Source organism: Streptomyces sp. 3330, assembly GCF_031456635.1.
Lineage (GTDB): Bacteria > Actinomycetota > Actinomycetes > Streptomycetales > Streptomycetaceae > Streptomyces.
The window spans coordinates 191,964-210,454 of the sequence record NZ_JAVDVA010000009.1 but is presented as its reverse complement, the minus strand read 5'-3'; the positions used below and the strand labels follow the sequence as shown (position 1 = coordinate 210,454).

Below are 18,491 nucleotides of genomic sequence, written 5' to 3'. Positions count from 1 at the left end.
GTGGACCACTCAGCGTCGCTGTACTGCGTACTGCCCAGGTACGACGTACGGAACGCAGTGCGGCTTGGGGAGCTCCCGGAAGAATGTCTGTCCCGAAGCGGGACATGAAGCACCTCGCCATGGTGGGGTCGGGTGCAGACTTGAGGTTAACACTACCGGATCCAACAAACATTCCCCCTCTCGAAATCCGGCAACCGTGCTCTTAAATGTCGCCGGAGTGGCTGTCACCAGCGGGCGCGAGCGGCAGCACGCAGGCGCCCTTCAGGTCCAGGGCCAGGCGGTTCGCGGCCCAGTCCGCGCCGGCCGAGGCCTCGATCTTGTCGGCCGTGCCCGCGTCGGCCAGCGCCATCACGGTGGGTCCGGCACCGGAGATGACGGCGGGAATCCCGTCGGCGCGCAGCCGTTCCACCAGTGCCGCGCTCTCGGGCATGGCCGGTGCGCGGTACTCCTGGTGCAGACGGTCCTCGGTGGCGGGCAGCAGCAGCTCGGGGCGCCGGGTGAGGGCCTCGACGAGCAGTCCGGCGCGGCCCGCGTTGGCGGCGGCGTCGACATGCGGGACGGAGCGCGGGAGCAGACCGCGCGCGGTCTCGGTCAGCACCGGCTTCCCGGGCACGAAAACCACCGGAACGATGGAATCGGCGGGCTCCATCCTGATCGCCCGCGCTGCGCCCGCCTCCATCCAGGACAGGGTGAACCCGCCCAGCAGACAGGCCGCGACGTTGTCCGGGTGGCCCTCGATCTCGGTCGCGAGCTCGAGCAGCGCGGCGTCGTCGAGCTTGTTCTCGCCGCCTATGGTCACCGCGCGCGCGGCGACGATCCCGGCGCAGATCGCGGCGGAGGAGGAACCGAGGCCACGGCCGTGCGGGATGCGGTTGGCGCAGACGATCTCCAGGCCGCGCGGCTGGCCGCCCAGGACGTCGAAGGCGGTGCGCAGGGAGCGGACGAGCAGGTGCTTCTCGTCACGGGGCAGCGTCTCGCTGCCCTCCCCCGCGATGTCGATGTGCAGCCCGGAGTCGGCCACCCGGACGACGACGTCGTCGTAGAGCCCCAGCGCGAGGCCGAAGGCGTCGAAGCCCGGACCGAGGTTGGCGCTGGTGGCGGGAACGCGCACCCGGACGGGGGCGGCGCGGAAGGCGGGACCGGCCATCTCGCGATGACTCTCCTTGAGCTGCGGGATTGTCGAATGACATTCGATATGTGCGGGAGACCTGTACGGAGAACCCTGGAGTCCGCGGGGACGACGCGGCGATGACACGGCGACAACGCGGCACTGCGGCATATGCGGCGGGCGGATTCGGTACAGCCTATCGAAGGAAGGTTCTGTGGCGACATAGGGCGCACGGGCGGCGCACGATGCGTGTCGTAAGCCCCCTGTGCACCCCTGCGCGGGAAAGCCCCCTGCGCGTCGCCCGTGCGTGACGCACGGGCGACGCGCGGTCCGCCTACGCCAGGCCGAGGCGCTCGGCCGCCGTCACCGCGTCGACCGGGACGGTGACGGGCTGCGGCGCGCCGGCGACGGCCCAGTCGGGGTCCTTCAGACCGTTGCCGGTGACGGTGCACACGATCTTCTGGCCCGGGTCGACCTTGCCCTGCTCGGCGGCCTTCAGCAGACCGGCCACCGACGCGGCGGACGCGGGCTCCACGAAGACGCCCTCCTGAGCGGCCAACAGCCGGTAGGCGCGCAGGATCTCACGGTCCGTCACCTCGTCGATGAAGCCGCCGGACTCCTCCTGCGCGGCCAGCGCGAACTTCCAGGAGGCCGGGTTGCCGATGCGGATCGCGGTGGCGATGGTCGACGGGTCCTTGACGACCTCGCCGCGCACGATCGGGGCGCTGCCCGACGCCTGGAATCCCCACATACGGGGGGTCCGCGCGGCGATCTTGTCGGCGGCGTACTCCTGGTACCCCTTCCAGTACGCGGTGATGTTGCCCGCGTTGCCGACCGGCAGGACGTGGATGTCGGGGGCGTCGCCGAGCATGTCCACGATCTCGAAGGCGGCCGTCTTCTGGCCCTCGATGCGCACCGGGTTCACCGAATTGACCAGCGCCACCGGGTAGTTGTCGCTCAGCCCGCGGGCGAGCGTGAGGCAGTCGTCGAAGTTGCCGTCGACCTGGAGGATCTTCGCGCCGTGCACGAGGGCCTGGCCCATCTTGCCGATCGCGATCTTGCCCTGCGGCACGAGGACGGCGCAGACCATCCCGGCCCGCACCGCGTACGCGGCGGCGGACGCGGAGGTGTTGCCGGTGGAGGCGCAGATGACGGCCTGCGCGCCCTCCTCCTTGGCCCGCGTGATGGCCATGGTCATGCCCCGGTCCTTGAAGGAACCGGTGGGGTTCGCGCCCTCCACCTTGAGGTGGACCTCGCAGCCCGTGCGCTCGGAGAGCACCTGCGCGGGCACGAGGGGCGTGCCACCCTCACGGAGCGTCACGACCGGAGTGCTGTCGGATACCGGCAGCCTGTCCCGGTACTCCTCGATGATTCCGCGCCACTGGTGAGTCATTGCTGGTTACTCTCCTTCGACCCGCATGATGCTGGCGACACCCCGCACGGTGTCGAGCTTGCGCAGCGCCTCGACGGTCCCGGTCAGGGAGGCGTCGGACGCGCGGTGGGTGACGACGACGAGAGAGGCCTCGCCGTCGCTGTCCTGTCGCCCTTGCTGGCGCACCGTATCGATGGACACCCCGTGCTCGGCGAACACGGTCGCGACCTGGGCGAGAACACCCGGTTTGTCGGCGACGTCCAGGCTGATGTGGTAGCGCGTGACGACGTCGCCCATCGGCGACACCGGCAGGGCGGCGTACGCCGACTCGCCGGGCCCCGTTGCCCCGCTGAGCCGGTTGCGGCAGACGGCGACGAGGTCGCCGAGCACGGCGGAGGCGGTGGGGGCACCGCCGGCGCCGGGGCCGTAGAACATGAGCTGACCGGCCGCGTCCGACTCGACGAACACGGCGTTGTAGGCGCCGCGCACGGAGGCCAGCGGGTGGCTCAGCGGAATCATCGCGGGGTGCACGCGTGCGGTGACCGACCCGCCGTCCGCGGCCCGCTCGCAGATGGCGAGGAGCTTGATGGTGCAGCCCATCTCCCTGGCGGAGGCGAAGTCGGCCGCGGTCACCTCGGTCATGCCCTCGCGGTAGACGTCGTCGAGGCGCACGCGCGTGTGGAAGGCGATCCCGGCGAGGATGGCCGCCTTGGCCGCGGCGTCGAAGGCCTCGACGTCGGCGGTGGGGTCGGCCTCGGCGTATCCCAGGGCGGTGGCCTCGTCGAGGGCCTCCTGATACCCGGCGCCGGTGGAGTCCATCTTGTCGAGGATGAAGTTGGTGGTGCCGTTGACGATGCCGAGCACCCGGTTGACCTTGTCGCCGGCGAGGGACTCGCGCAGCGGCCGGATCAGCGGGATGGCGCCGGCGACGGAGGCCTCGTAGTAGAGGTCCTCGCCGTGCTCCTCGGCGGCGGCGTGCAGGGCGGCGCCGTCCTGGGCGAGGAGCGCCTTGTTCGCGGAGACGACGGAGGCGCCGTACTCGAAGGCGGTGGTGATGAGCGTACGAGCGGGCTCGATGCCCCCGATGACCTCGACGACGACGTCGATGTCGCCTCGTTTGACGAGGGCGGTGGCGTCGGTGGTGACGAGGGCGGGGTCGATGCCCTCACGGACGCGGGAAGGCCGCCGGACCGCCACGCCGGCGAGTTCCACGGGGGCCCCGATCCGCGCGGCGAGGTCGTCGGCGTGCGTCGTCATGATGCGCGCCACCTCTGAGCCGACCACTCCACAGCCCAGCAGCGCCACCTTAAGCGGACGCGTACGCATCATCCGACCTCGTTTCCTCATACCGTCTACGGTTGTTTCCGGTTGCCCCAGTCTCACTCACCGGACCGGAGTTTCTATCCCTGGTCCGGATCGTGAGACATCTATTTCATTTTCACAGGGGCGGCAGACAGGAGATCTTCCGCCCTATTCCGCCGCCGATACCGGCCTTTCCGGCAGCGTTCCGGCGGTGGTTCCGGCAGTCGTTCCGGCAATCATTCTCCGGGCGGTCGTATCCGCCCTCCCGCCGGCCCTTCCGTCCCCTGTTCCGGCCCTTCTCAGCCGACGTCGAGCCGCAGCAGGTCCTCCTCGGTCTCCCGCCGCACGATGACCCGCGACTCCCCGTCCCGCACGGCGACCACGGGCGGCCGCAGCACGTGGTTGTAGTTGCTGGCCATGGACCGGCAGTACGCGCCCGTGGCGGGTACGGCGATCAGGTCACCCGGTGCCAGGTCGGACGGCAGGAACGCGTCCTTCACGACGATGTCGCCGCTCTCGCAGTGCTTGCCGACTACCCGCGCGAGCATCGGCGCGGCGTCCGAGGTCCGGGAGACCAGCGCCACGCTGTACTCCGCGTCGTACAGCGCGGTCCGGATGTTGTCCGACATGCCGCCGTCGACGGAGACGTACGTGCGCAGCCCGTCGAGGGGCTTGATGGTGCCGACCTCGTAGAGGGTGAAGGCGGTCGGCCCGACGATGGCCCGCCCCGGCTCGACGGAGATCCGCGGGGTGCGCAGCCGCGCCCCCTCGCACTCACGCGTGACGATCTCGGTGAGCGCCTTGGCGATCTCGTGGGGCTCGCGGGGGTCGTCGTCGCCGGTGTACGCGATGCCGAGGCCACCGCCGAGGTCGATCTCGGGCAGTTCTACGCCGTGCTCGTCACGGATGTCCTTGAGCAGTCCGACGACCCGGTGGGCGGCGACCTCGAAGCCGGACATGTCGAAGATCTGCGACCCGATGTGGGAGTGCAGCCCGATGAGTTCGAGGCCGTCGAGCTGCAGAGCCCGCCGGACGGCTTCCGCCGCCTGTCCGCCCGCGAGCGGAATGCCGAACTTCTGGTCCTCGTGCGCGGTGGCGATGAACTCGTGCGTATGGGCCTCGACGCCGACGGTGATACGGATCTGCACCCGCTGCCGCTTACCGAGGGACTGCGCGACATGGGCGACGCGCACGATCTCCTGGAAGGAGTCGAGAACAATGCGTCCGACGCCGGCCTCGATGGCGCGGTGGATCTCGGCGACGGACTTGTTGTTGCCGTGGAAGGCGATGCGATCGGCGGGCATGCCGGCGGAGAGGGCGGTGGCGAGCTCGCCGCCCGAACAGACGTCGAGGTTGAGCCCCTCCTCGTGCAGCCACCGCACGACGGCCCGGGACAAGAACGCCTTGCCCGCGTAGAACACGTCGGCGTCGGTCCCGAAGGCGGTGCGCCAGGCACGGGCCCGCTCCCGGAAATCGGCCTCGTCGAGGATGTAGGCGGGGGTGCCGTGCTCCTCGGCGAGAGCGGAGACGTCGACCCCGCCCACGGTCAGCACACCGTCGGTGTTCCGGGTGACGGTGTGCGCCCAGACCTTCGGGTGGAGGGCGTTGAGATCGGCGGGCGGGGCGGAGTAGTGCCCCTCCGGAAGGACGTCGGCGTGACGGGGCCCGGCGGGGTGGGCGGAACGGCTCATCTTGGGCGTGCTCTTTCAGAGATGGTCGGGTGCGTCGATGCCGAGCAGGGACAGGCCGCCGGCCAGCACCGTCCCGGCGGCTTCGGCAAGCGCCAGCCGGGCACGGTGGGCGGCCGAGGGTTTCTCCTCACCACGGGGCAGAACGGTGGGAAGCAGCGGGGTGACGGCGTCGGCGACGGCGAGGAGATGCCGGGCGAGCCGGTCGGGAGCGTGCTGTGCCGCGGCCGCGGCGAGGATGCGGGGATGATCGGCGAGGACGACCTCGAGCGCGCGAACACCCGGGACGTCACCGGCCTGCGCCTCGAAGCCCAGGTCGGCGGCGTTACGGCTGAGCGCCCGGGTGCGGGCATGGGCGTAACGGACCCGGAAGAGCGGATTACCCTCCCGCTGCACGAGATACTCCCCGCTGACCCGCGGCCGATCATGAACAGCGGACCACACCAGAGCCCAACGCCCGGCGTCACGCCCCAGGGACATGAGCGGGACGGGGGTGGGGGTGAGGGCGGGGGCGGGGTGAGGGAGAGAAGCCCCGGAACCGGCGTCGCGGCCGAGGACGAGGTCGGCGTGGGGGGAGGGAACCGGGTCGTGAGGCGCGGGGACGGGACGCACGTTGACCTCGAGCGGGGCCGGCGCGTCGGGCGTGCCGTACGCGTCGACCTCGACACCGAGCACCTCGGTCCACTCCCGCTCGGGACGCGCCGCACAACTGGTGCGCACGAGGGCGCCCTGCGACCGCAGCAGACGGGCGACGACATCCATGACGACGACGGCGCGCACCTCATGAGGTGCGTGCAGCTGCACGAGCTCACCGGTGGCCCGCTCGGCGTACCCGTACCTGTACTCGTACCCGCCTTCGTGCCTGTACCCGTCCCCCACCCCGCCCGGGCTACCGCTCCGGCTCCGGCTCCGGCTCCGCAGGATCTCCCGGACGAGCGAGGCCGACGTCTCCGCCCTCTGCAGGCTGATGTTGAGGAACCCCGGCCCCGTGACGACGACGTCACCGACCCCGCCGGCCCCGAGCAGATGCGCCCGGAGAATCTCGGCGACCCGCCGCGGCGGCTGCCCGGCCGGCCTCGCGAGCTGAAGGGCGATGTTGGTCGCGTAGTCACCACAGCCACCGGGCCCCGGAACGGTGACCACGGCCCGCCCCGGCACGACCACACTCAGCTCCCCGCCATCGACAGCACGACGCACCGCGCGCAGCACGGTACGTGAGAGCTCGACGGGGGTCACGGGACAAGCGTAGGGGAGGAGGGGGGTGGGTAGGCGAGCCGGTTTGCCAGAGGTCCGCGATGTGGACGCACGGGCGCGGGAGCGTGGGGCTGGACGCGGAAAGGGGGTGAGCGCGGAGGGGGTGAGCGGAGGGGGAGTAAGCGGAGGGGGTGGGGGTGAGCTGCCGACCGGGGGCCGCGCGAACCGCTCTACGCAGGTACGCCGGGCGGTGCCGCTCTGGGCAGGCATGCGGGGGCCGGGACTGCAGAGCCGGGCAGGGGGCCGGGCCTACAGAGCCGGGCACTGAGCCGGCCGAGCCAGGCGAGATGCGGCCGACAGCACCCACTGGGACGCACAGACCAGCCCGGACCAGAGAGGGCGGGAGGGGACCAGAGATCGCGCCCGATCTCCGCTTCGCTACCGCACGGACCTGACAGATCGCACTGATCGGACGGATCTGATGGATCTGATGGATCTGATGGATCTGATGGATCGGATTCAACGCATCGAACTGGCTGAAGTGAAACAACGCACTCGTCGCATCCAGAGCACCAGCTGGCCGCTGATGGTGTCTCCTCAGGCCTGCAGGACGGCGCTATTCGGCTCCTGAGCCCGCGCTGCCCGGCCCCGGCCGTACTCCCGGCCCCGCCCCCAACACAGTCCCGAGCCCTCTCTCCAGCCCCAGACCACCCTCCCGACGCTCCATCAACTCCCGCACGACGGAGACAAGTTCCGCCGGATCGAAGGGCTTCGCCAGAAACGCGTCGACGCCGACCTCGAGACCGGTCTCGACCTCGTACTGCGTACAGGCGCTGATGACGACAAGGGGAAGATCACGTGTCAGCGGATCCGCACGCAGCCGAGCGGCGGTACGCAACCCGTCCAACCGGGGCATGACGACGTCGAGCGTCACAAGATCAGGCTGCACCTGATGAACGACATCCAGACACTCGACACCATCGCCCGCGGTCACGACCTCGATGCCCTCCAGCTCGAGATTGACCCTGATCAGCTGCCGGATGACCTTGTTGTCGTCGACAACAAGCACCCGGCCCGACGCGCCTGGCACAACTCGAGAGTAGGTCCGCTCCGGCCACCGCGTCCGGGTTTTCCCCACTTCCACCCCGTGCGGGCGACCCACACCCCTCCCCGGACCCGCAGAAACCCGTTCATGAACACCCCGAGCGAGCTGGTAGTGTTCTACCCGTCGCCGCGAGCAACACCTCACGACCGACACGCCCCCGTAGCTCAGGGGATAGAGCAACGGCCTCCGGAGCCGTGTGCGCAGGTTCGAATCCTGCCGGGGGCACCTTGCAGAAGGTGCCCAAAGACCCCGTCACCAGCGGAAACGCTGAGGCCGGGGTCTTCGCGTATGTGCAGGCAGATGCAGCCCGGAGCGGCCGCATGTCGGTGTCTGTGGACGAGGCGTGGACGGGATCTTGAGGCATCGCCGCAGGTCGCCGACTGCTTTCCGACGACAGCTCGACTGGCACGCCCCCGGTCGTGAAGTCTGCGGCACCCGACTGCTTAGATCGCCGACATGACGGACTGGTCGCAGCTCAACCACGCCTACGGCACGGCAGACGACGTTCCCGGTCTGCTCGACAAGGTGAGCCAAGCCCCGAACGATTCAGACTGGACCGAGCTCTGGTCCCGACTGTGCCATCAGGGCACCGTCTACTCGGCAAGCCACGCGGCCTTGCCGGCCCTACGAGACATGGCGCGCCAGTGGTCACCCGCGGCCAGACAGGCACCCCTCTTGCTGGCCGGTGCCATCGCGGCCAGCACTGACCAGCCATACGGCGAACAAGATCCCCACGTGGCCTATGCCTCGGAGATGTCCGACCTGCTGCAACTGGCTGAGGAAGCTCTCCGGGATCCGAGCCTGGGCGATGCCCCCGGAACTTACGTCTACTTGCTCGCCGCACTCCTCGGATTCGAGGATGTCCCGGTTTGGGGCGAACAACTCGACGGCCTGAACGATGACGAGTACGAAGTGCCCTGCCCCGCGTGCAGCGCCGAGAACTTCATAGCCTTCGGTGAGTACGGCTTCTTCTCGACTACGGACAGCATGTACATGAACGAGACCGCGGCAAAGAAGCTCCCTCTTCAGCCCGCAGACTCCTCATCGCTGGAGGGGCTTGCCCAAAGACTGCACAGTCGCGCGCTTGCCGACAACCAGCCCGAAGTCGCGGGCAAGTTGACCTATCTTTTCGGTAGAGCGCAATGTGCCGAATGTGAGGCTGTCTTCAGCGTCGCGGATGCCGTTGCAACCCGCTGGGACGGGTGAACCGCTTCCGGCAGAATCACTGACCCCTCGCTGAGACGGGCTGCCTCAGGCCTGGCTCCAAGCCTGTCGATGGCGGGCGACGCTGTACACCTGCTCGACCTGCTCGGCCGTCAGCACCCCGGAGAGCGGCGCCAGTGCCGCCACCTGACGCTCCTGGTACACGCGCACGCTGAGCTGTGTGGCAACCACCTTCAGATCGGTCACGCCGACGAAGACGAGCACGGGCTCAACCGGTACGGGAAAACCGCAGTAGTGCTCAAGTACGCGAGCTACTCGCTTCGCTTCCGCCCGGCTCTTGCGTGCGTAGGGAGCCGGCTTTCCGCGGTTGACCTTCACGGAATCGTCTCCGACCCATACGGCCTTTTTGTGGTGGTGCTTGGTGTTGATGCTGAACACGCCGCCGGGCCCGACCAGCAAGTGATCGACGTCCACCTTGTCGGCCAGGGGAATGGAATGCAGGACCCGCCAGCCGTGACGCACCAAACGGTTCAGCTCGGCTCCCACTCTCCTCTCCCCCGCCAGTCCCTTGCGCCAGGAGTCCCACTCTGTGCGACGCCGCAAGAGCTGTGAGACGAGCCGCTCAATCAGACCCACCCCGGATTTGTCGAGCAGGTCCCGGAGAGACTCACCAGGGCGGTTGGTGGACAGGTCGTCGGCCGACGTCAACGGCGGCAGCATGGGGCGCATTTCAGCCTCAGGTGCCCCCTGCGGCATGACCGACTCGGAGTCGTTCCGTAAGTGGCGTGTCAGCACGGCAACCACGTCGTCGCGATACTCGGCGACCAGGACCGTGATGTCCCCCGTCCTGACGTCCGCCCAGCCAACCGCGGTGCCATCCGGCAGGTTCGCGTACAGACGATCCTGTCCGTATCGCTTCCAACGCGTCACCCTCAGCTCCACGAGCCCCCCTCGTCCGCTCTCGGCTCGAAGCATCGCAGCAGGTAGCGCTCAAAACGAGAGAGGCCCCGGACAAGATGCCCGGGGCCTCGGTGGGGTGCAGGGTGTCTCACTCGTACTCGCGCAGAAGGTCCTCGATACGTCGGTTGGCGACGTCCTGCCGTCCGTCGAGGCACTTCGCGTAGCGGGTCAGCAGCACCTCGACGCTGTTGCCGGCGCGCTCGGCGACCTCGGTCGGGTCGACGCCGGCGTTGAGCCACGTGGACAGTGCGGAGTGACGGAGGTCGTACGGCCGACTCGCGAGCGGCGAGGAGGCGGCGGCCGGCGGGAGCGCGAGGAGCCGGGCCTCTTGCCAGACGCGGTAGTAGGTGGAGAACGGGACGACCGAGCCCTTCTCGCTGAAGAAGAGGCGCCCGTCGTCCGCCGTACCAAAGGTGGCCAGGTGCTCACGGAACACGGCGACGAGGTGAGGCGGAATAGGTACCCGCCGGACGTCCTCGGTCGGCCGGTTCTTCAGCCCGCGGTCATCGTGGGTCTCCCCAGAATCGGTCCACTGCTTGCCGACCGACGGGCGCGTTCGGTGAAGCACCGCCGAGCCCCAGCCCTGTTCGGGGAGGTTCAGGTCCGTCTCCGCGAGGCCGACGGCTTCAGCCGGCCGAAGGCCACCGAAATACATCGCGGCGAACAGACCCACGAGACGACGGCCGCGGGCACGCCGATACCCGCCCACATAGGAGACGGCTGCCAGGAGGCTGCGAGCCTGCTCCGGGTTGGCAACGACGCGCGGGTCCACCTGATTGGACACCTTCGGTTTCTGCCAGCGAACCGCTGTGATGGGGTTCTCGCGCAGCTCCCCCAGGTCAACCGCATAGTTAGCGGCGTTGACCAGCGTCCGACGCTTGCGCCGCACGGTCTCTGCCGCCGCCGCTGTGCCGTCGAGCTTGAGCTTCAGCGAATCGAGAACCGCGCGGGCCGTGGCGGGCTCAGCAAGATCGGCGAGCGGCCGAGAGGCCTTGGACACCCAGTGGAGAACGTTCTGTACGTCGTCCGGCACTTCCCGATCGTCGGGCCCCGGCAAGACGAAGGCCCAGTTGCGCAGCGCTCTGCGGATCACCTCATCGGACGGCCGTCCGGCACGCTCGTCGAGGAGCTCCAGCGTCACGCTGGTAAGGGATTCATTGATGCCGTCCCTCGTATTGGGGGCGGCATGGGGCCACTTCATGGCCAGGTATCTGAGGGCGAAGGCGTACCAGGACGCGGCCGACTTCTTCTCTTCCATCGAGGCCGGGAGGCCCGACTCGGTGTCGAACTCTTCACCGTCGCGCATCGCTCGCATGAGCTTCGTGCGGAAGTGGTCGGCGAGCGCCTTCGTGCGGAAGGACTCCGAGAGCACATTGCCGGCAACGGACCAGCGGACACCGTACGAGGGCGTTTTGGTGTCCCGCTTGCGAACCGCCCAGACCTTCACGTCAAGGGACTTCACGCCGCTGCCTCCAGCTGTCGAAGCCACGTGGTGAAGTCGCTCCGCCATACCCGGAGCTCTCCGTTGGGCAGCTTGAACGCGGCCGGCCCGTATCCCAGCTCCCGCCAGCGGTAGAACGTCCGGCGAGAGACGCCGCCCAGCTCATCCAGGACCTGGCGAACGGTCATCAGCTCGTCGCGACGGGCGTCCATGTCGGTTCTCCTTCCGTTCCGGCGGCGGGTTCGAGGGATGCGGCGAGCCAGGCTTCGGCGCGGGAGAGGCCGGTTCCGGCGAAGACCCAGTGCGAAAGGACGAGGGTCATCTCCGTCAGTTCTGTCTCGACCACCGCGGCGACCTGTGCGCGTCGCCAGTCCGCGCGGGCGGTACGCAGGGCGCCGAGGGTGGTGGAGTAGCGGCGGGACTTGGTGGAGAAGTGGCCGCGGAAGCCGAGCATGTGCGCCCAGGCGCGTAGGCCGAGCTCCGCGAGCTCGGGGCGTGCACCGAGGGACCAGGCGACGCGGATCATGCGCCGGGCGTGGTCTGAGATGCGCGCCTGGGCGAGTTCGGCGAGGAACTTGAGCGGGCGGTCGAGCGTGCCGGTCGCCGTCTCGGCCCCCTTGGTCGCGTACTTCGCGATGTAGGACGCTACGGCTCGTTCGGTGAGCTCCTGGCCGTTGTCGAAGTCGGCGGATCGGATCGTGCGGACGTCGAGTTGGCGGCCGAAGGCGAAGGTATGGGCGCGTCCGTCGATGGTCGGGCCCTCGACGCGGGCGGCGGTGGCTGCGGCCTGGATGGCGTCGGTCAGGAGCTCTGCCGTCGCCCAGGCGGGCGGTGGGGTGTCTCCGCCTTCCGGGCCGTCGATACGGATGACCGCGTGGAAGTGCACGGCACCGCGCTTCTGATACTCGGCGACCTTCGCGAAGGAGACCCGTGCGTGGTCACGGAAGGTGCGTTGGGTGAGGCCGGCGCGCTTGGCGATCTCCCGGCGGAGGTAGATCGAGAAGCGCCGCCAGAGGTGCCCGGCGTGGGCGTTCCAGAGCACGGCCGCTTCGTAGTCGTACCGGTCCGGATCGAGGGGCGTGCCTAACCTGCTGTCGTTCTCGTCATGGCGGGCACCGCAGCGGCAGGGGCGTCCGTCGGTGCGGCGGTTGTGGACCGGGCCGAAGCCGGGGGCGGTGAAGGTGGCGAAGACGCGCGGGTGGGTGGCGACCTGGTCCGAGGTGCCTTTGCCGCCACGTAGTCCGGCAGTGATCAGGTGGTAGGTGTCGCGGCGGTAGGTCTCGGCGCAGGCCGGGCAGCGGGTCGCGCGGCGGTTGTTGCAGCGGACGAGGAGTTGGCCGGCCGGGAGGGCGGTCGAGTCGAGGTGGTGCAGGGTGCGGCCGATCTCGCCGGTTGTCGTGGCGACGGCGTACTCGGTGCGGTGGCCGTCGAGGCGGACAGGGTGGGTGCAGCCGCCCAGGCCGGAGAGTTGGCGGGCCAGCTCAGGCATGGTGCCGAGAGAGGCCAGCATGGAGAGTTCCGCCAGCGGGGGCGGAGTCTGCCGGGTAATGATGGGTGTTCCTTTCGGCTGTTTCGGCGGTTGGGAGGGACGGCCCCGGGGCGGCGGGATGCTTGGCGGCGTTTGCCGCCCCGGCGGCCGGTCAGCGCCTGTTGGCGTTGTTCAGGAGCGAGCGCAGGACCACGGCAGAGATAGCCACGGAGATGGCCGTGATGGCGACCGCCGCCAGGAGCGCGGTGAGGACGACACCGCCGACGAGGACCGCTGCGACCGGGCCCGCATAGGGGCTGAGCGAGCGGCTGGCGGCGGTCGGAGCCGGGTTGTGCTGGTGGTACTGCTGCGGAATGAGGGTCGGCGGCGGAGTGGGCACGTCGGGCAGCTTGGGGCGGAACATGGCGCAGCTCCTTTCAGCGGTTGTCGCCGTTGACGACGCCGACCCCGGAGCGGGTGCCGGACTCGATGGCGGGGGCGAGGAAGGTGTGGGAGAGCCAGAAGCCGAAGAGGGCGATCACGACGGCGACCCACATACGCACTCCGAGGAACTTGATCGCGGCCCAGGCGATGACGCCCAGGACGAAGACGAGCGGGAGCGAGACGGTCACGGGGTCTCCTCAGCGGACGCGGCAGCGGTGGGTGCGGGCGGCGAGCTCGGCGGCGGCGCGGGTGTCGAAGTCGTTGGAGAAGCCGCAGCGCGGGGCGGTGCAGACGGCGGTGTGCTTCTCGCGGCCGCGGCCGTCGTAGGCGGTGCCCACCTGGACGGGTCCGATGCGGACGACTCGGCGGAAGCGGCGGTTGGCGGGCATCAGGGCAGCTCCTTCGGTTCGTCGTGGTGCTCGCCGGTGAAGTCGGCGACGTGATCGAGCAGCCAGCGCCGGATCTCTGCGCCCTCGTACTCGTCGGCGGTGAGGATCACGGGTTCGGCGATGAGCATTGCTTCGGTGAGGTGGTTCTGACGTGTCAGCTCGGCGGCGCGGTTGAGCGCGCGGAGCGTGGACGGGCGCAAGGTGGAAAGTCCTCCGAGGTCAGGTGAGTTGTGCGGCTATGGCTTCCGCGAGCGGGAGCGGGACGCCGAGGCGGGCGCGAAGGGTGGGGGTGTCGATGTCCGTTCCCGTCCGGGTCCGGTGGTCGTCGGCGACCTTGCGGGCGAGGGCGACGAGGGCGGGCGGGACGGGAGTCGTAGACGGTGGAGCCGGTTCGACCGGCGCGGTACTCGGCAGCTCGGCCGCCGGCGCCGGCGCTTCGGTCGGGCCGTGAGCGAGAAGCGTGCCGCCGAGGAAGGCGACAGCCGGCCATCCGGCGACGAGGATGCGCAGCCAGGCGGGTACGGCGTCCAGGTCCAGCAGACCGGCCGTGGCGACGTTGGCCCCGAGTGACGCGATCAGCGCAACGAGGAACCAACACCACCCAGCCGCCTTCGATCCACCGGAACGCAGCCGCCGCCAGGCCGCCACCAACAGCAGGTCGACGGAGACCGGATAAGCCCACGCCTTCCAGCCGTCCTGTCCGGCAGCAGCAGCCAGGTCATGAAGGTGAGCGAAGGACAGCGCGGCAGCGATCAGTGCTTGGACGAGTACGGCATCCATGCGGACGGGCATCCGCATCACGGTTTCTCGCCCTGGCTCGTCTCGTCGTCGGGCAGAGCAGAGGCGTAGGTCTCCAGGGCCCTCACGTAGTCGGCACAGGCGGCGGACAGCTCACGGGCGAACGTCAGGTGTTCGGCGATCGGCACCCGGGCGAAGGCCGAGACGGTCAGGGAATGGCCCTCGCCGTCGAGGGTGAGGATCGGGGTACGGATCGTGCCGTACTCACTGAGGCGGACGATGGTGTTGCCGTCCGCGTAGAAGGCCATGGACGCAGTCACGAGCGTTCCTCTCCGATTCGGGCATGGCGGGGGTAGGGACTTGGCGTGGGACGGCCACGCCGACCGGTGGTCGGGGCGAAGGTGGGTTACTCGGCGGCCGGACTGGGAGCGGTCACCGGGCCTGACGCCTTCGCAGGCGCGGGCGGGACGTACGGCCGAAAGAACGTGAGCGCCGGAATGTCCGGGGCGAGGTGGGCCGTCTCGCGGCAGGTGGCCGCAGCAGCGGCAAGGGACAGGTTGGGGGTGCGGATGCGGGACCAGCCGCCGGAGGTGTCACCGGCCACGGCCAGGCCCGGCAGCTCGGCGGCGATGGCGCAGGAGGCGTCGACCGCTTCGGGGGCGATGTCACCCAAGGCCATCTTGGCGGAGGCTTCGTCGTTGACGCGGTGGCAGACGCGGCCGGTGAGTTGGGCCCGGAGCATGGTGGCGCCCTTGCCGAGTTCGGCACCGAAGCGTTGCCCGCAGACTTCCAGGTAGATGCCGGCCGCCCGGCCCAGCTGGGCGAGGCGGATGAGGTGGGTGACCATCTCGTCCCGGCGCTCCTCGTCCTTGCGGGATGCCACGAGGAAGAGTTCGGCCACCTCGTCGACGAACAGCACGATGGGGGTGGGCCGTTCGCTCTCGGGCAGGCCCCAGATGTCCGAGGTGATCTCCTCGTCGCGGGTACCGGGAGCAATGCCCTGCCGGGCCTTGATGAGGTCGTATCGGTCCTCCATTTCCTTGACCAGGACGGGCACCAACTCAGCAGCCTCATCCGGGTCCGTGGCCAGCGCGGCGAAGCGAGCGGCGAACGGGGCCAGCTCGACGCCCCGCTTGCAGTCGATGCCGGCCAGGGCGACGGGTTGTCGGGCGAGCCCGGCAATGAGGTTCCGCAGGTACATGGACTTGCCCGACAGCGTTGCGCCAAGGACGAGTCCATGCGGGACGGCGCGGTAGTCCCGTAAGAACGCCGTAGCGTCCTCCCTCAAGGCCACCGGCACCTTGAGGAACCCGCCCTCAGTCCGCCGAGGCATCCGCACCTTGCGCAGGACGTCGAAGCCGATGAGACGCAGTTCGACGACACCAGGCTTGACGTCCTTCACGTACACGCCGTGCACGCCCCAGGCGTGGCGGAGCCGTTCCGCCGAGGCGGCGACGTCGGCCGGTTCCTGGCCGGGAGCGAGGCGGAGCCGGACTCGTAGGCCAGTCGCAGTGGGCCGGATGATGCCCCGCCGAGGCGGGACCGGACGGATCTCTCGCCGAGTGGTTGCCTTGATGGCCAACACCCGCAACCGCGAGGGCTCGACGGTCAGACCGCAAGCGTCCATGGTCGAGGAGTACGAGGCCAGCAGCCGAGCCACCGACACCGGCAGCCCGACCGTGGACCAGTACGCCGCCGGGTTGGCGTGCCGGGCGTAGGCCGCGCCGCCTATCGCCGCGAGGGGTGCGCCCAGCTCGGCCAACGTGATCAGGTCCGTCACGACGATCAGCCCGCCTGAGCGACCGGGACCGGGAAGGCACCCGGCGCGATCGCGGTAGCGCGGTAGGCGATGCCGTGCCGCTGCTGGCCGTTGAACACGCTTTCCCACGGCCGGGCGATGAGCCCCGGCAGGGACACAGGGGCGCCAACGGTCAGCCCCTCCGTCACACCGCTTTCGGGAACGGTGACCTGGATGAGCGACGAGTCCCCCTCATCGATGAAGACAACGCCGACGGTCATCAGCGCCTCACCGCTCACGGCGTCCTTGGCAATCTCACCGGTCTGCCGGTCGCGCACCTTCGGCGCCGGCGCTTCGGTGAGCAGGATCGTGGCGGTCGAGGCGTCAACGCGGATCACACGCACAGAGAGTTCTCCTTCTGAGATGGATCAACCCGTCACCTGACAGGTTGACTTAGCAAGTTTGAAGTTAGGGTTGCCAAGTTGACTTGTCAAGTGGCTTGGTGGTCGTCAACGAGCGGACGCGGTAACGCAAGCGCACCATGAAGCCAGCCACACGGAGGAGGGCGGACATGGGCAGAGAACACGGTGCTCAGGAGCCGCAGTCGTGGGATCCACGCGAGCCGCAGACACCCCCACGGCCACCGGATGGCTGGGCAGCACCACCACAAGGCCACCCGGCGGGCAGTCCGCACCAGGACGGGCCACCCCGACCGAAGAAGCGACACCGCGTCTTCCTCTGGATTTTCCTGGCCATCCAGATCCTGTTTCTGATCTGGGTGATTACAGGCGCTGCGAGCGGTAGCGGCACACCTGAAGACTGCCGCGGGCTCACCGGCGACAACCTGAAGTTGTGCGAGGACGCCGACGACGTCGGAACCACCATCGGCGTGGGACTCATCATTGGACTGTGGGCGGCAGTCGACGTCATCCTCGGATTTACCTACGTGGTGTACCGGCTCGCCACACGACGGGCGTGAGCCTCAGCCGTCCCAGCCAAGCCGCGGTGGGCAGCGTCCCCAGGTTCAGCCGAGTCGGTACGTGTCTTCGAGCTCCTGCCGGTCAGCCGGGAGCAGCACGTCAGAGACTTGCAGCGCCTGACCTGAGGCGTCGCACGCGACGACCAGGACGCTGAGGACGGGCACACCATCCGGGAGCTCCAGGAGATCGGCCTCAACACGCTCGGGCAGCCTGGCCGACACCCGTTCCGTCACGTGATCGAAGCGAACCTTCTTCCGCGTCTCAAGGTGCGCACGGGTACCGCTGGTCAGGAGATCGGCACTCTGCAAGGCGGTGCCCTCGACCAGGCCGGCGGGGAAGTAGGACGAGACCAGCTCGACGGGTTCACCGTCCTCCACGACCAGGAAACGGCGCATGAGGACCTTGGCTCGCCTGGGCAGACCGAGCACCGAAGCAACGCGCGCGGGAACCGGGACCTGCTCCACAGCGATCAGGCGTCCTGAACTTTGCGATTCATCGCGCTCCAGTACTTCCCGCCCGCGGCGGTCCCTCTGCTCGGCACCTGCCGGCCGACCGCGCACGATCGTTCCGTATCCCTGCCGGGACTCCAGCCATCCGTCCCGCTTCAGTAGCTCAAGGGCACGCACGACGGTCGGCCGGGACATGCCGAAGGCCTGCACCAGCTGATTCTCACTGGGCACCTTCGAGCCCGGAGGGTACGTGCCGTCCTCGATGCGGCCCTGGAGTGTCTGGGCGAGGCGTACGTACTTGGGTGCCTCCACTTCATACGCCATGAACGCCGCCCGTCGGGATTGGCCAAGTCAACTGGTCAACCAGACTAGCGAGTAATCCGATGGCGCAGTACCGGGTGCCCGCTCCCGCCTCAGGAAGGCCAGGCATCGGCCATCACGAAGGAGACGACCGTTCCGCCGAATCGACTGGGCCCACAGTGCCAGGAGTCGGCGATCGAATCGACGAGGAGCAGCCCGCGGCCGTGCGCGTCGGCCGCGTCCGGTCGCCGTAGCCGGACCCTCGCCGGGAAGCCGGCGTTGTGCACCTCGACCTTGAGAGAGGCACCTTCCCGGAACCACTCCACTCGCACTCGCCAGACCTCGTCCGACTGGCCGTAGCGGATGGCGTTGGTGACGAGTTCCGAGATCATCAGCACGCAGTCGTCGACCGAGCAGGCCGGGTTGTACGGGGCGATGAACTTGCGGAACCAGCGCCGGGACAGGGCCGCGGACTCCGCTACGGGGTACAAGGTCATCGCCCCGAGTCGCGGTGAGTCCTCAGAGGGATAGCGGTCGATCATGTAGGCCATCCGTGCTCACTCCTTGCCGCTACCGTCGCAGTCGAGGCAGCGCCGTTTCGATGCGGCACGGGCGCGGTCGGTGACGACGGAGAGCGCCAGGGCGGAGCGC

At 69.2% G+C, this 18,491-nt stretch carries 23 protein-coding genes and 1 tRNA gene; 4 read left to right on the top strand and 20 right to left on the bottom strand.

The genetic code is table 11. The features are described from left to right. Window positions 1-202: 202 nt before the first annotated feature. The 5 genes from thrB to nrtL all read right to left on the bottom strand — a co-directional run bounded on the left by thrB (window position 203) and on the right by nrtL (window position 6,706). Entirely contained in the window at window positions 203-1,147 is a 945-nt protein-coding gene (gene thrB / locus J2X68_RS17730) for a homoserine kinase (RefSeq protein WP_310433510.1), read from the bottom strand. Between the two features lie 295 nt (window positions 1,148-1,442). Beyond that, window positions 1,443-2,501: a threonine synthase gene (thrC, locus tag J2X68_RS17725; protein WP_310433509.1), complete on the bottom strand. Its 1,059-nt coding sequence runs from the start codon at window positions 2,499-2,501 to the stop codon at window positions 1,443-1,445. A 6-nt stretch (window positions 2,502-2,507) separates the two neighbouring features. Further along, window positions 2,508-3,806 carry a homoserine dehydrogenase gene (locus J2X68_RS17720; protein WP_310433585.1) on the bottom strand — a complete coding sequence of 433 codons (1,299 nt, stop codon included), beginning with the start codon at window positions 3,804-3,806 and terminating at the stop codon, window positions 2,508-2,510. A gap of 275 nt (window positions 3,807-4,081) precedes the next feature. Next, window positions 4,082-5,473, bottom strand: coding sequence for a diaminopimelate decarboxylase (gene lysA / locus J2X68_RS17715; protein WP_310433508.1), 1,392 nt, complete (start codon window positions 5,471-5,473; stop codon window positions 4,082-4,084). A 15-nt stretch (window positions 5,474-5,488) separates the two neighbouring features. Next, window positions 5,489-6,706 carry an ArgS-related anticodon-binding protein NrtL gene (gene nrtL, locus J2X68_RS17710; protein WP_310433507.1) on the bottom strand — a complete coding sequence of 406 codons (1,218 nt, stop codon included), beginning with the start codon at window positions 6,704-6,706 and terminating at the stop codon, window positions 5,489-5,491. Between the two features lie 439 nt (window positions 6,707-7,145). Between nrtL and J2X68_RS17705 the strand changes: the two genes are divergently transcribed. Next, window positions 7,146-7,295: a hypothetical protein gene (locus tag J2X68_RS17705; RefSeq protein ID WP_310433506.1), complete on the top strand. Its 150-nt coding sequence runs from the start codon at window positions 7,146-7,148 to the stop codon at window positions 7,293-7,295. On the opposite strand, the gene J2X68_RS17700 is transcribed toward J2X68_RS17705, so the two are convergent. Continuing rightward, the gene (locus tag J2X68_RS17700) at window positions 7,281-7,808 is read right to left on the bottom strand and encodes a response regulator (protein WP_310433584.1); all 528 of its coding nucleotides are present in this window, start codon (window positions 7,806-7,808) and stop codon (window positions 7,281-7,283) included. The two genes, J2X68_RS17705 and J2X68_RS17700, sit on opposite strands and share 15 nt — an antisense overlap. A 114-nt stretch (window positions 7,809-7,922) precedes the next feature. Here J2X68_RS17700 and J2X68_RS17695 point away from each other — a divergent pair. Both J2X68_RS17695 and J2X68_RS17690 read left to right on the top strand, forming a co-directional pair. Beyond that, window positions 7,923-7,994 (top strand) — tRNA-Arg (locus J2X68_RS17695). A gap of 231 nt (window positions 7,995-8,225) precedes the next feature. After that, window positions 8,226-8,975, top strand: coding sequence for a hypothetical protein (locus J2X68_RS17690; RefSeq protein WP_310433505.1), 750 nt, complete (start codon window positions 8,226-8,228; stop codon window positions 8,973-8,975). A gap of 45 nt (window positions 8,976-9,020) precedes the next feature. Here J2X68_RS17690 and J2X68_RS17685 read toward each other — a convergent pair whose 3' ends face one another. From J2X68_RS17685 to J2X68_RS17630, 12 genes are all read right to left on the bottom strand, one after another. Further along, complete coding sequence (locus tag J2X68_RS17685; RefSeq protein ID WP_310433504.1) at window positions 9,021-9,908, bottom strand: nuclease-related domain-containing protein; 888 nt, start codon at window positions 9,906-9,908, stop codon at window positions 9,021-9,023. 73 nt (window positions 9,909-9,981) lie between these two features. Then, window positions 9,982-11,355, bottom strand: a complete 1,374-nt coding sequence (locus J2X68_RS17680) for a tyrosine-type recombinase/integrase (RefSeq protein ID WP_310433503.1) — start codon at window positions 11,353-11,355, stop codon at window positions 9,982-9,984. Further along, window positions 11,352-11,546 (bottom strand): AlpA family transcriptional regulator, encoded by a 195-nt coding sequence (locus J2X68_RS17675; protein WP_132888890.1) that lies wholly within the window; start codon window positions 11,544-11,546, stop codon window positions 11,352-11,354. The genes J2X68_RS17680 and J2X68_RS17675 overlap by 4 nt, the downstream gene beginning before the upstream one ends. Further along, window positions 11,522-12,844, bottom strand: a complete 1,323-nt coding sequence (locus J2X68_RS17670; RefSeq protein ID WP_310433502.1) for a replication initiator — start codon at window positions 12,842-12,844, stop codon at window positions 11,522-11,524. The genes J2X68_RS17675 and J2X68_RS17670 overlap by 25 nt, the downstream gene beginning before the upstream one ends. 130 nt (window positions 12,845-12,974) lie before the next feature. Beyond that, a complete protein-coding gene (locus J2X68_RS17665) occupies window positions 12,975-13,226 on the bottom strand; it encodes a SpdD protein (protein WP_310433501.1) in 252 nt (83 codons plus the stop codon). A gap of 13 nt (window positions 13,227-13,239) precedes the next feature. Beyond that, complete coding sequence (locus J2X68_RS17660; protein WP_037680541.1) at window positions 13,240-13,434, bottom strand: hypothetical protein; 195 nt, start codon at window positions 13,432-13,434, stop codon at window positions 13,240-13,242. 9 nt (window positions 13,435-13,443) lie between these two features. Continuing rightward, the gene (locus J2X68_RS17655) at window positions 13,444-13,635 is read right to left on the bottom strand and encodes a mobile element transfer protein (protein WP_069769931.1); all 192 of its coding nucleotides are present in this window, start codon (window positions 13,633-13,635) and stop codon (window positions 13,444-13,446) included. Continuing rightward, window positions 13,635-13,835, bottom strand: a complete 201-nt coding sequence (locus tag J2X68_RS17650) for a hypothetical protein (protein WP_310433500.1) — start codon at window positions 13,833-13,835, stop codon at window positions 13,635-13,637. The genes J2X68_RS17655 and J2X68_RS17650 overlap by 1 nt, the downstream gene beginning before the upstream one ends. 19 nt (window positions 13,836-13,854) lie before the next feature. Then, entirely contained in the window at window positions 13,855-14,433 is a 579-nt protein-coding gene (locus J2X68_RS17645) for a DUF2637 domain-containing protein (RefSeq protein ID WP_310433499.1), read from the bottom strand. Beyond that, complete coding sequence (locus tag J2X68_RS17640; protein WP_310433498.1) at window positions 14,433-14,693, bottom strand: hypothetical protein; 261 nt, start codon at window positions 14,691-14,693, stop codon at window positions 14,433-14,435. The genes J2X68_RS17645 and J2X68_RS17640 overlap by 1 nt, the downstream gene beginning before the upstream one ends. An 86-nt stretch (window positions 14,694-14,779) precedes the next feature. Then, window positions 14,780-16,153: an FtsK/SpoIIIE domain-containing protein gene (locus tag J2X68_RS17635; RefSeq protein ID WP_310433497.1), complete on the bottom strand. Its 1,374-nt coding sequence runs from the start codon at window positions 16,151-16,153 to the stop codon at window positions 14,780-14,782. Window positions 16,154-16,158: 5 nt separating this feature from the next. Then, window positions 16,159-16,515, bottom strand: coding sequence for a hypothetical protein (locus tag J2X68_RS17630; RefSeq protein ID WP_057603435.1), 357 nt, complete (start codon window positions 16,513-16,515; stop codon window positions 16,159-16,161). A gap of 167 nt (window positions 16,516-16,682) precedes the next feature. On the opposite strand from J2X68_RS17630, the gene J2X68_RS17625 reads away from it, so the two are divergent. Beyond that, entirely contained in the window at window positions 16,683-17,090 is a 408-nt protein-coding gene (locus J2X68_RS17625; protein WP_310433496.1) for a hypothetical protein, read from the top strand. Window positions 17,091-17,135: 45 nt separating this feature from the next. Here J2X68_RS17625 and J2X68_RS17620 read toward each other — a convergent pair whose 3' ends face one another. Together J2X68_RS17620 and J2X68_RS17615 are read right to left on the bottom strand one after the other, a co-directional pair. Then, complete coding sequence (locus J2X68_RS17620) at window positions 17,136-17,864, bottom strand: GntR family transcriptional regulator (protein ID WP_310433495.1); 729 nt, start codon at window positions 17,862-17,864, stop codon at window positions 17,136-17,138. A gap of 89 nt (window positions 17,865-17,953) precedes the next feature. Then, on the bottom strand, window positions 17,954-18,391 hold the full coding sequence (locus J2X68_RS17615) for an ATP-binding protein (protein WP_310433494.1): 438 nt from the start codon (window positions 18,389-18,391) through the stop codon (window positions 17,954-17,956). Window positions 18,392-18,491: the final 100 nt, after the last annotated feature.

What these genes read in the sequence shown, in the direction of transcription:
- J2X68_RS17670 (WP_310433502.1), bottom strand. Translation starts at nt 12,844, where the DNA reads ATGCTGGCCTCTCTCGGCACCATGCCTGAGCTGGCCCGCCAACTCTCC.
- J2X68_RS17655 (WP_069769931.1), bottom strand. Translation starts at nt 13,635, where the DNA reads ATGCCCGCCAACCGCCGCTTCCGCCGAGTCGTCCGCATCGGACCCGTC.
- J2X68_RS17625 (WP_310433496.1), top strand. Translation starts at nt 16,683, where the DNA reads ATGGGCAGAGAACACGGTGCTCAGGAGCCGCAGTCGTGGGATCCACGC.
- J2X68_RS17645 (WP_310433499.1), bottom strand. Translation starts at nt 14,433, where the DNA reads ATGCGGATGCCCGTCCGCATGGATGCCGTACTCGTCCAAGCACTGATC.
- lysA (WP_310433508.1), bottom strand. Translation starts at nt 5,473, where the DNA reads ATGAGCCGTTCCGCCCACCCCGCCGGGCCCCGTCACGCCGACGTCCTT.
- J2X68_RS17685 (WP_310433504.1), bottom strand. Translation starts at nt 9,908, where the DNA reads ATGCTTCGAGCCGAGAGCGGACGAGGGGGGCTCGTGGAGCTGAGGGTG.
- J2X68_RS17720 (WP_310433585.1), bottom strand. Translation starts at nt 3,806, where the DNA reads ATGCGTACGCGTCCGCTTAAGGTGGCGCTGCTGGGCTGTGGAGTGGTC.
- J2X68_RS17705 (WP_310433506.1), top strand. Translation starts at nt 7,146, where the DNA reads ATGGATCTGATGGATCTGATGGATCTGATGGATCGGATTCAACGCATC.
- J2X68_RS17690 (WP_310433505.1), top strand. Translation starts at nt 8,226, where the DNA reads ATGACGGACTGGTCGCAGCTCAACCACGCCTACGGCACGGCAGACGAC.
- J2X68_RS17665 (WP_310433501.1), bottom strand. Translation starts at nt 13,226, where the DNA reads ATGTTCCGCCCCAAGCTGCCCGACGTGCCCACTCCGCCGCCGACCCTC.
- J2X68_RS17620 (WP_310433495.1), bottom strand. Translation starts at nt 17,864, where the DNA reads ATGGCGTATGAAGTGGAGGCACCCAAGTACGTACGCCTCGCCCAGACA.
- J2X68_RS17675 (WP_132888890.1), bottom strand. Translation starts at nt 11,546, where the DNA reads ATGGACGCCCGTCGCGACGAGCTGATGACCGTTCGCCAGGTCCTGGAT.
- thrB (WP_310433510.1), bottom strand. Translation starts at nt 1,147, where the DNA reads ATGGCCGGTCCCGCCTTCCGCGCCGCCCCCGTCCGGGTGCGCGTTCCC.
- thrC (WP_310433509.1), bottom strand. Translation starts at nt 2,501, where the DNA reads ATGACTCACCAGTGGCGCGGAATCATCGAGGAGTACCGGGACAGGCTG.
- J2X68_RS17615 (WP_310433494.1), bottom strand. Translation starts at nt 18,391, where the DNA reads ATGGCCTACATGATCGACCGCTATCCCTCTGAGGACTCACCGCGACTC.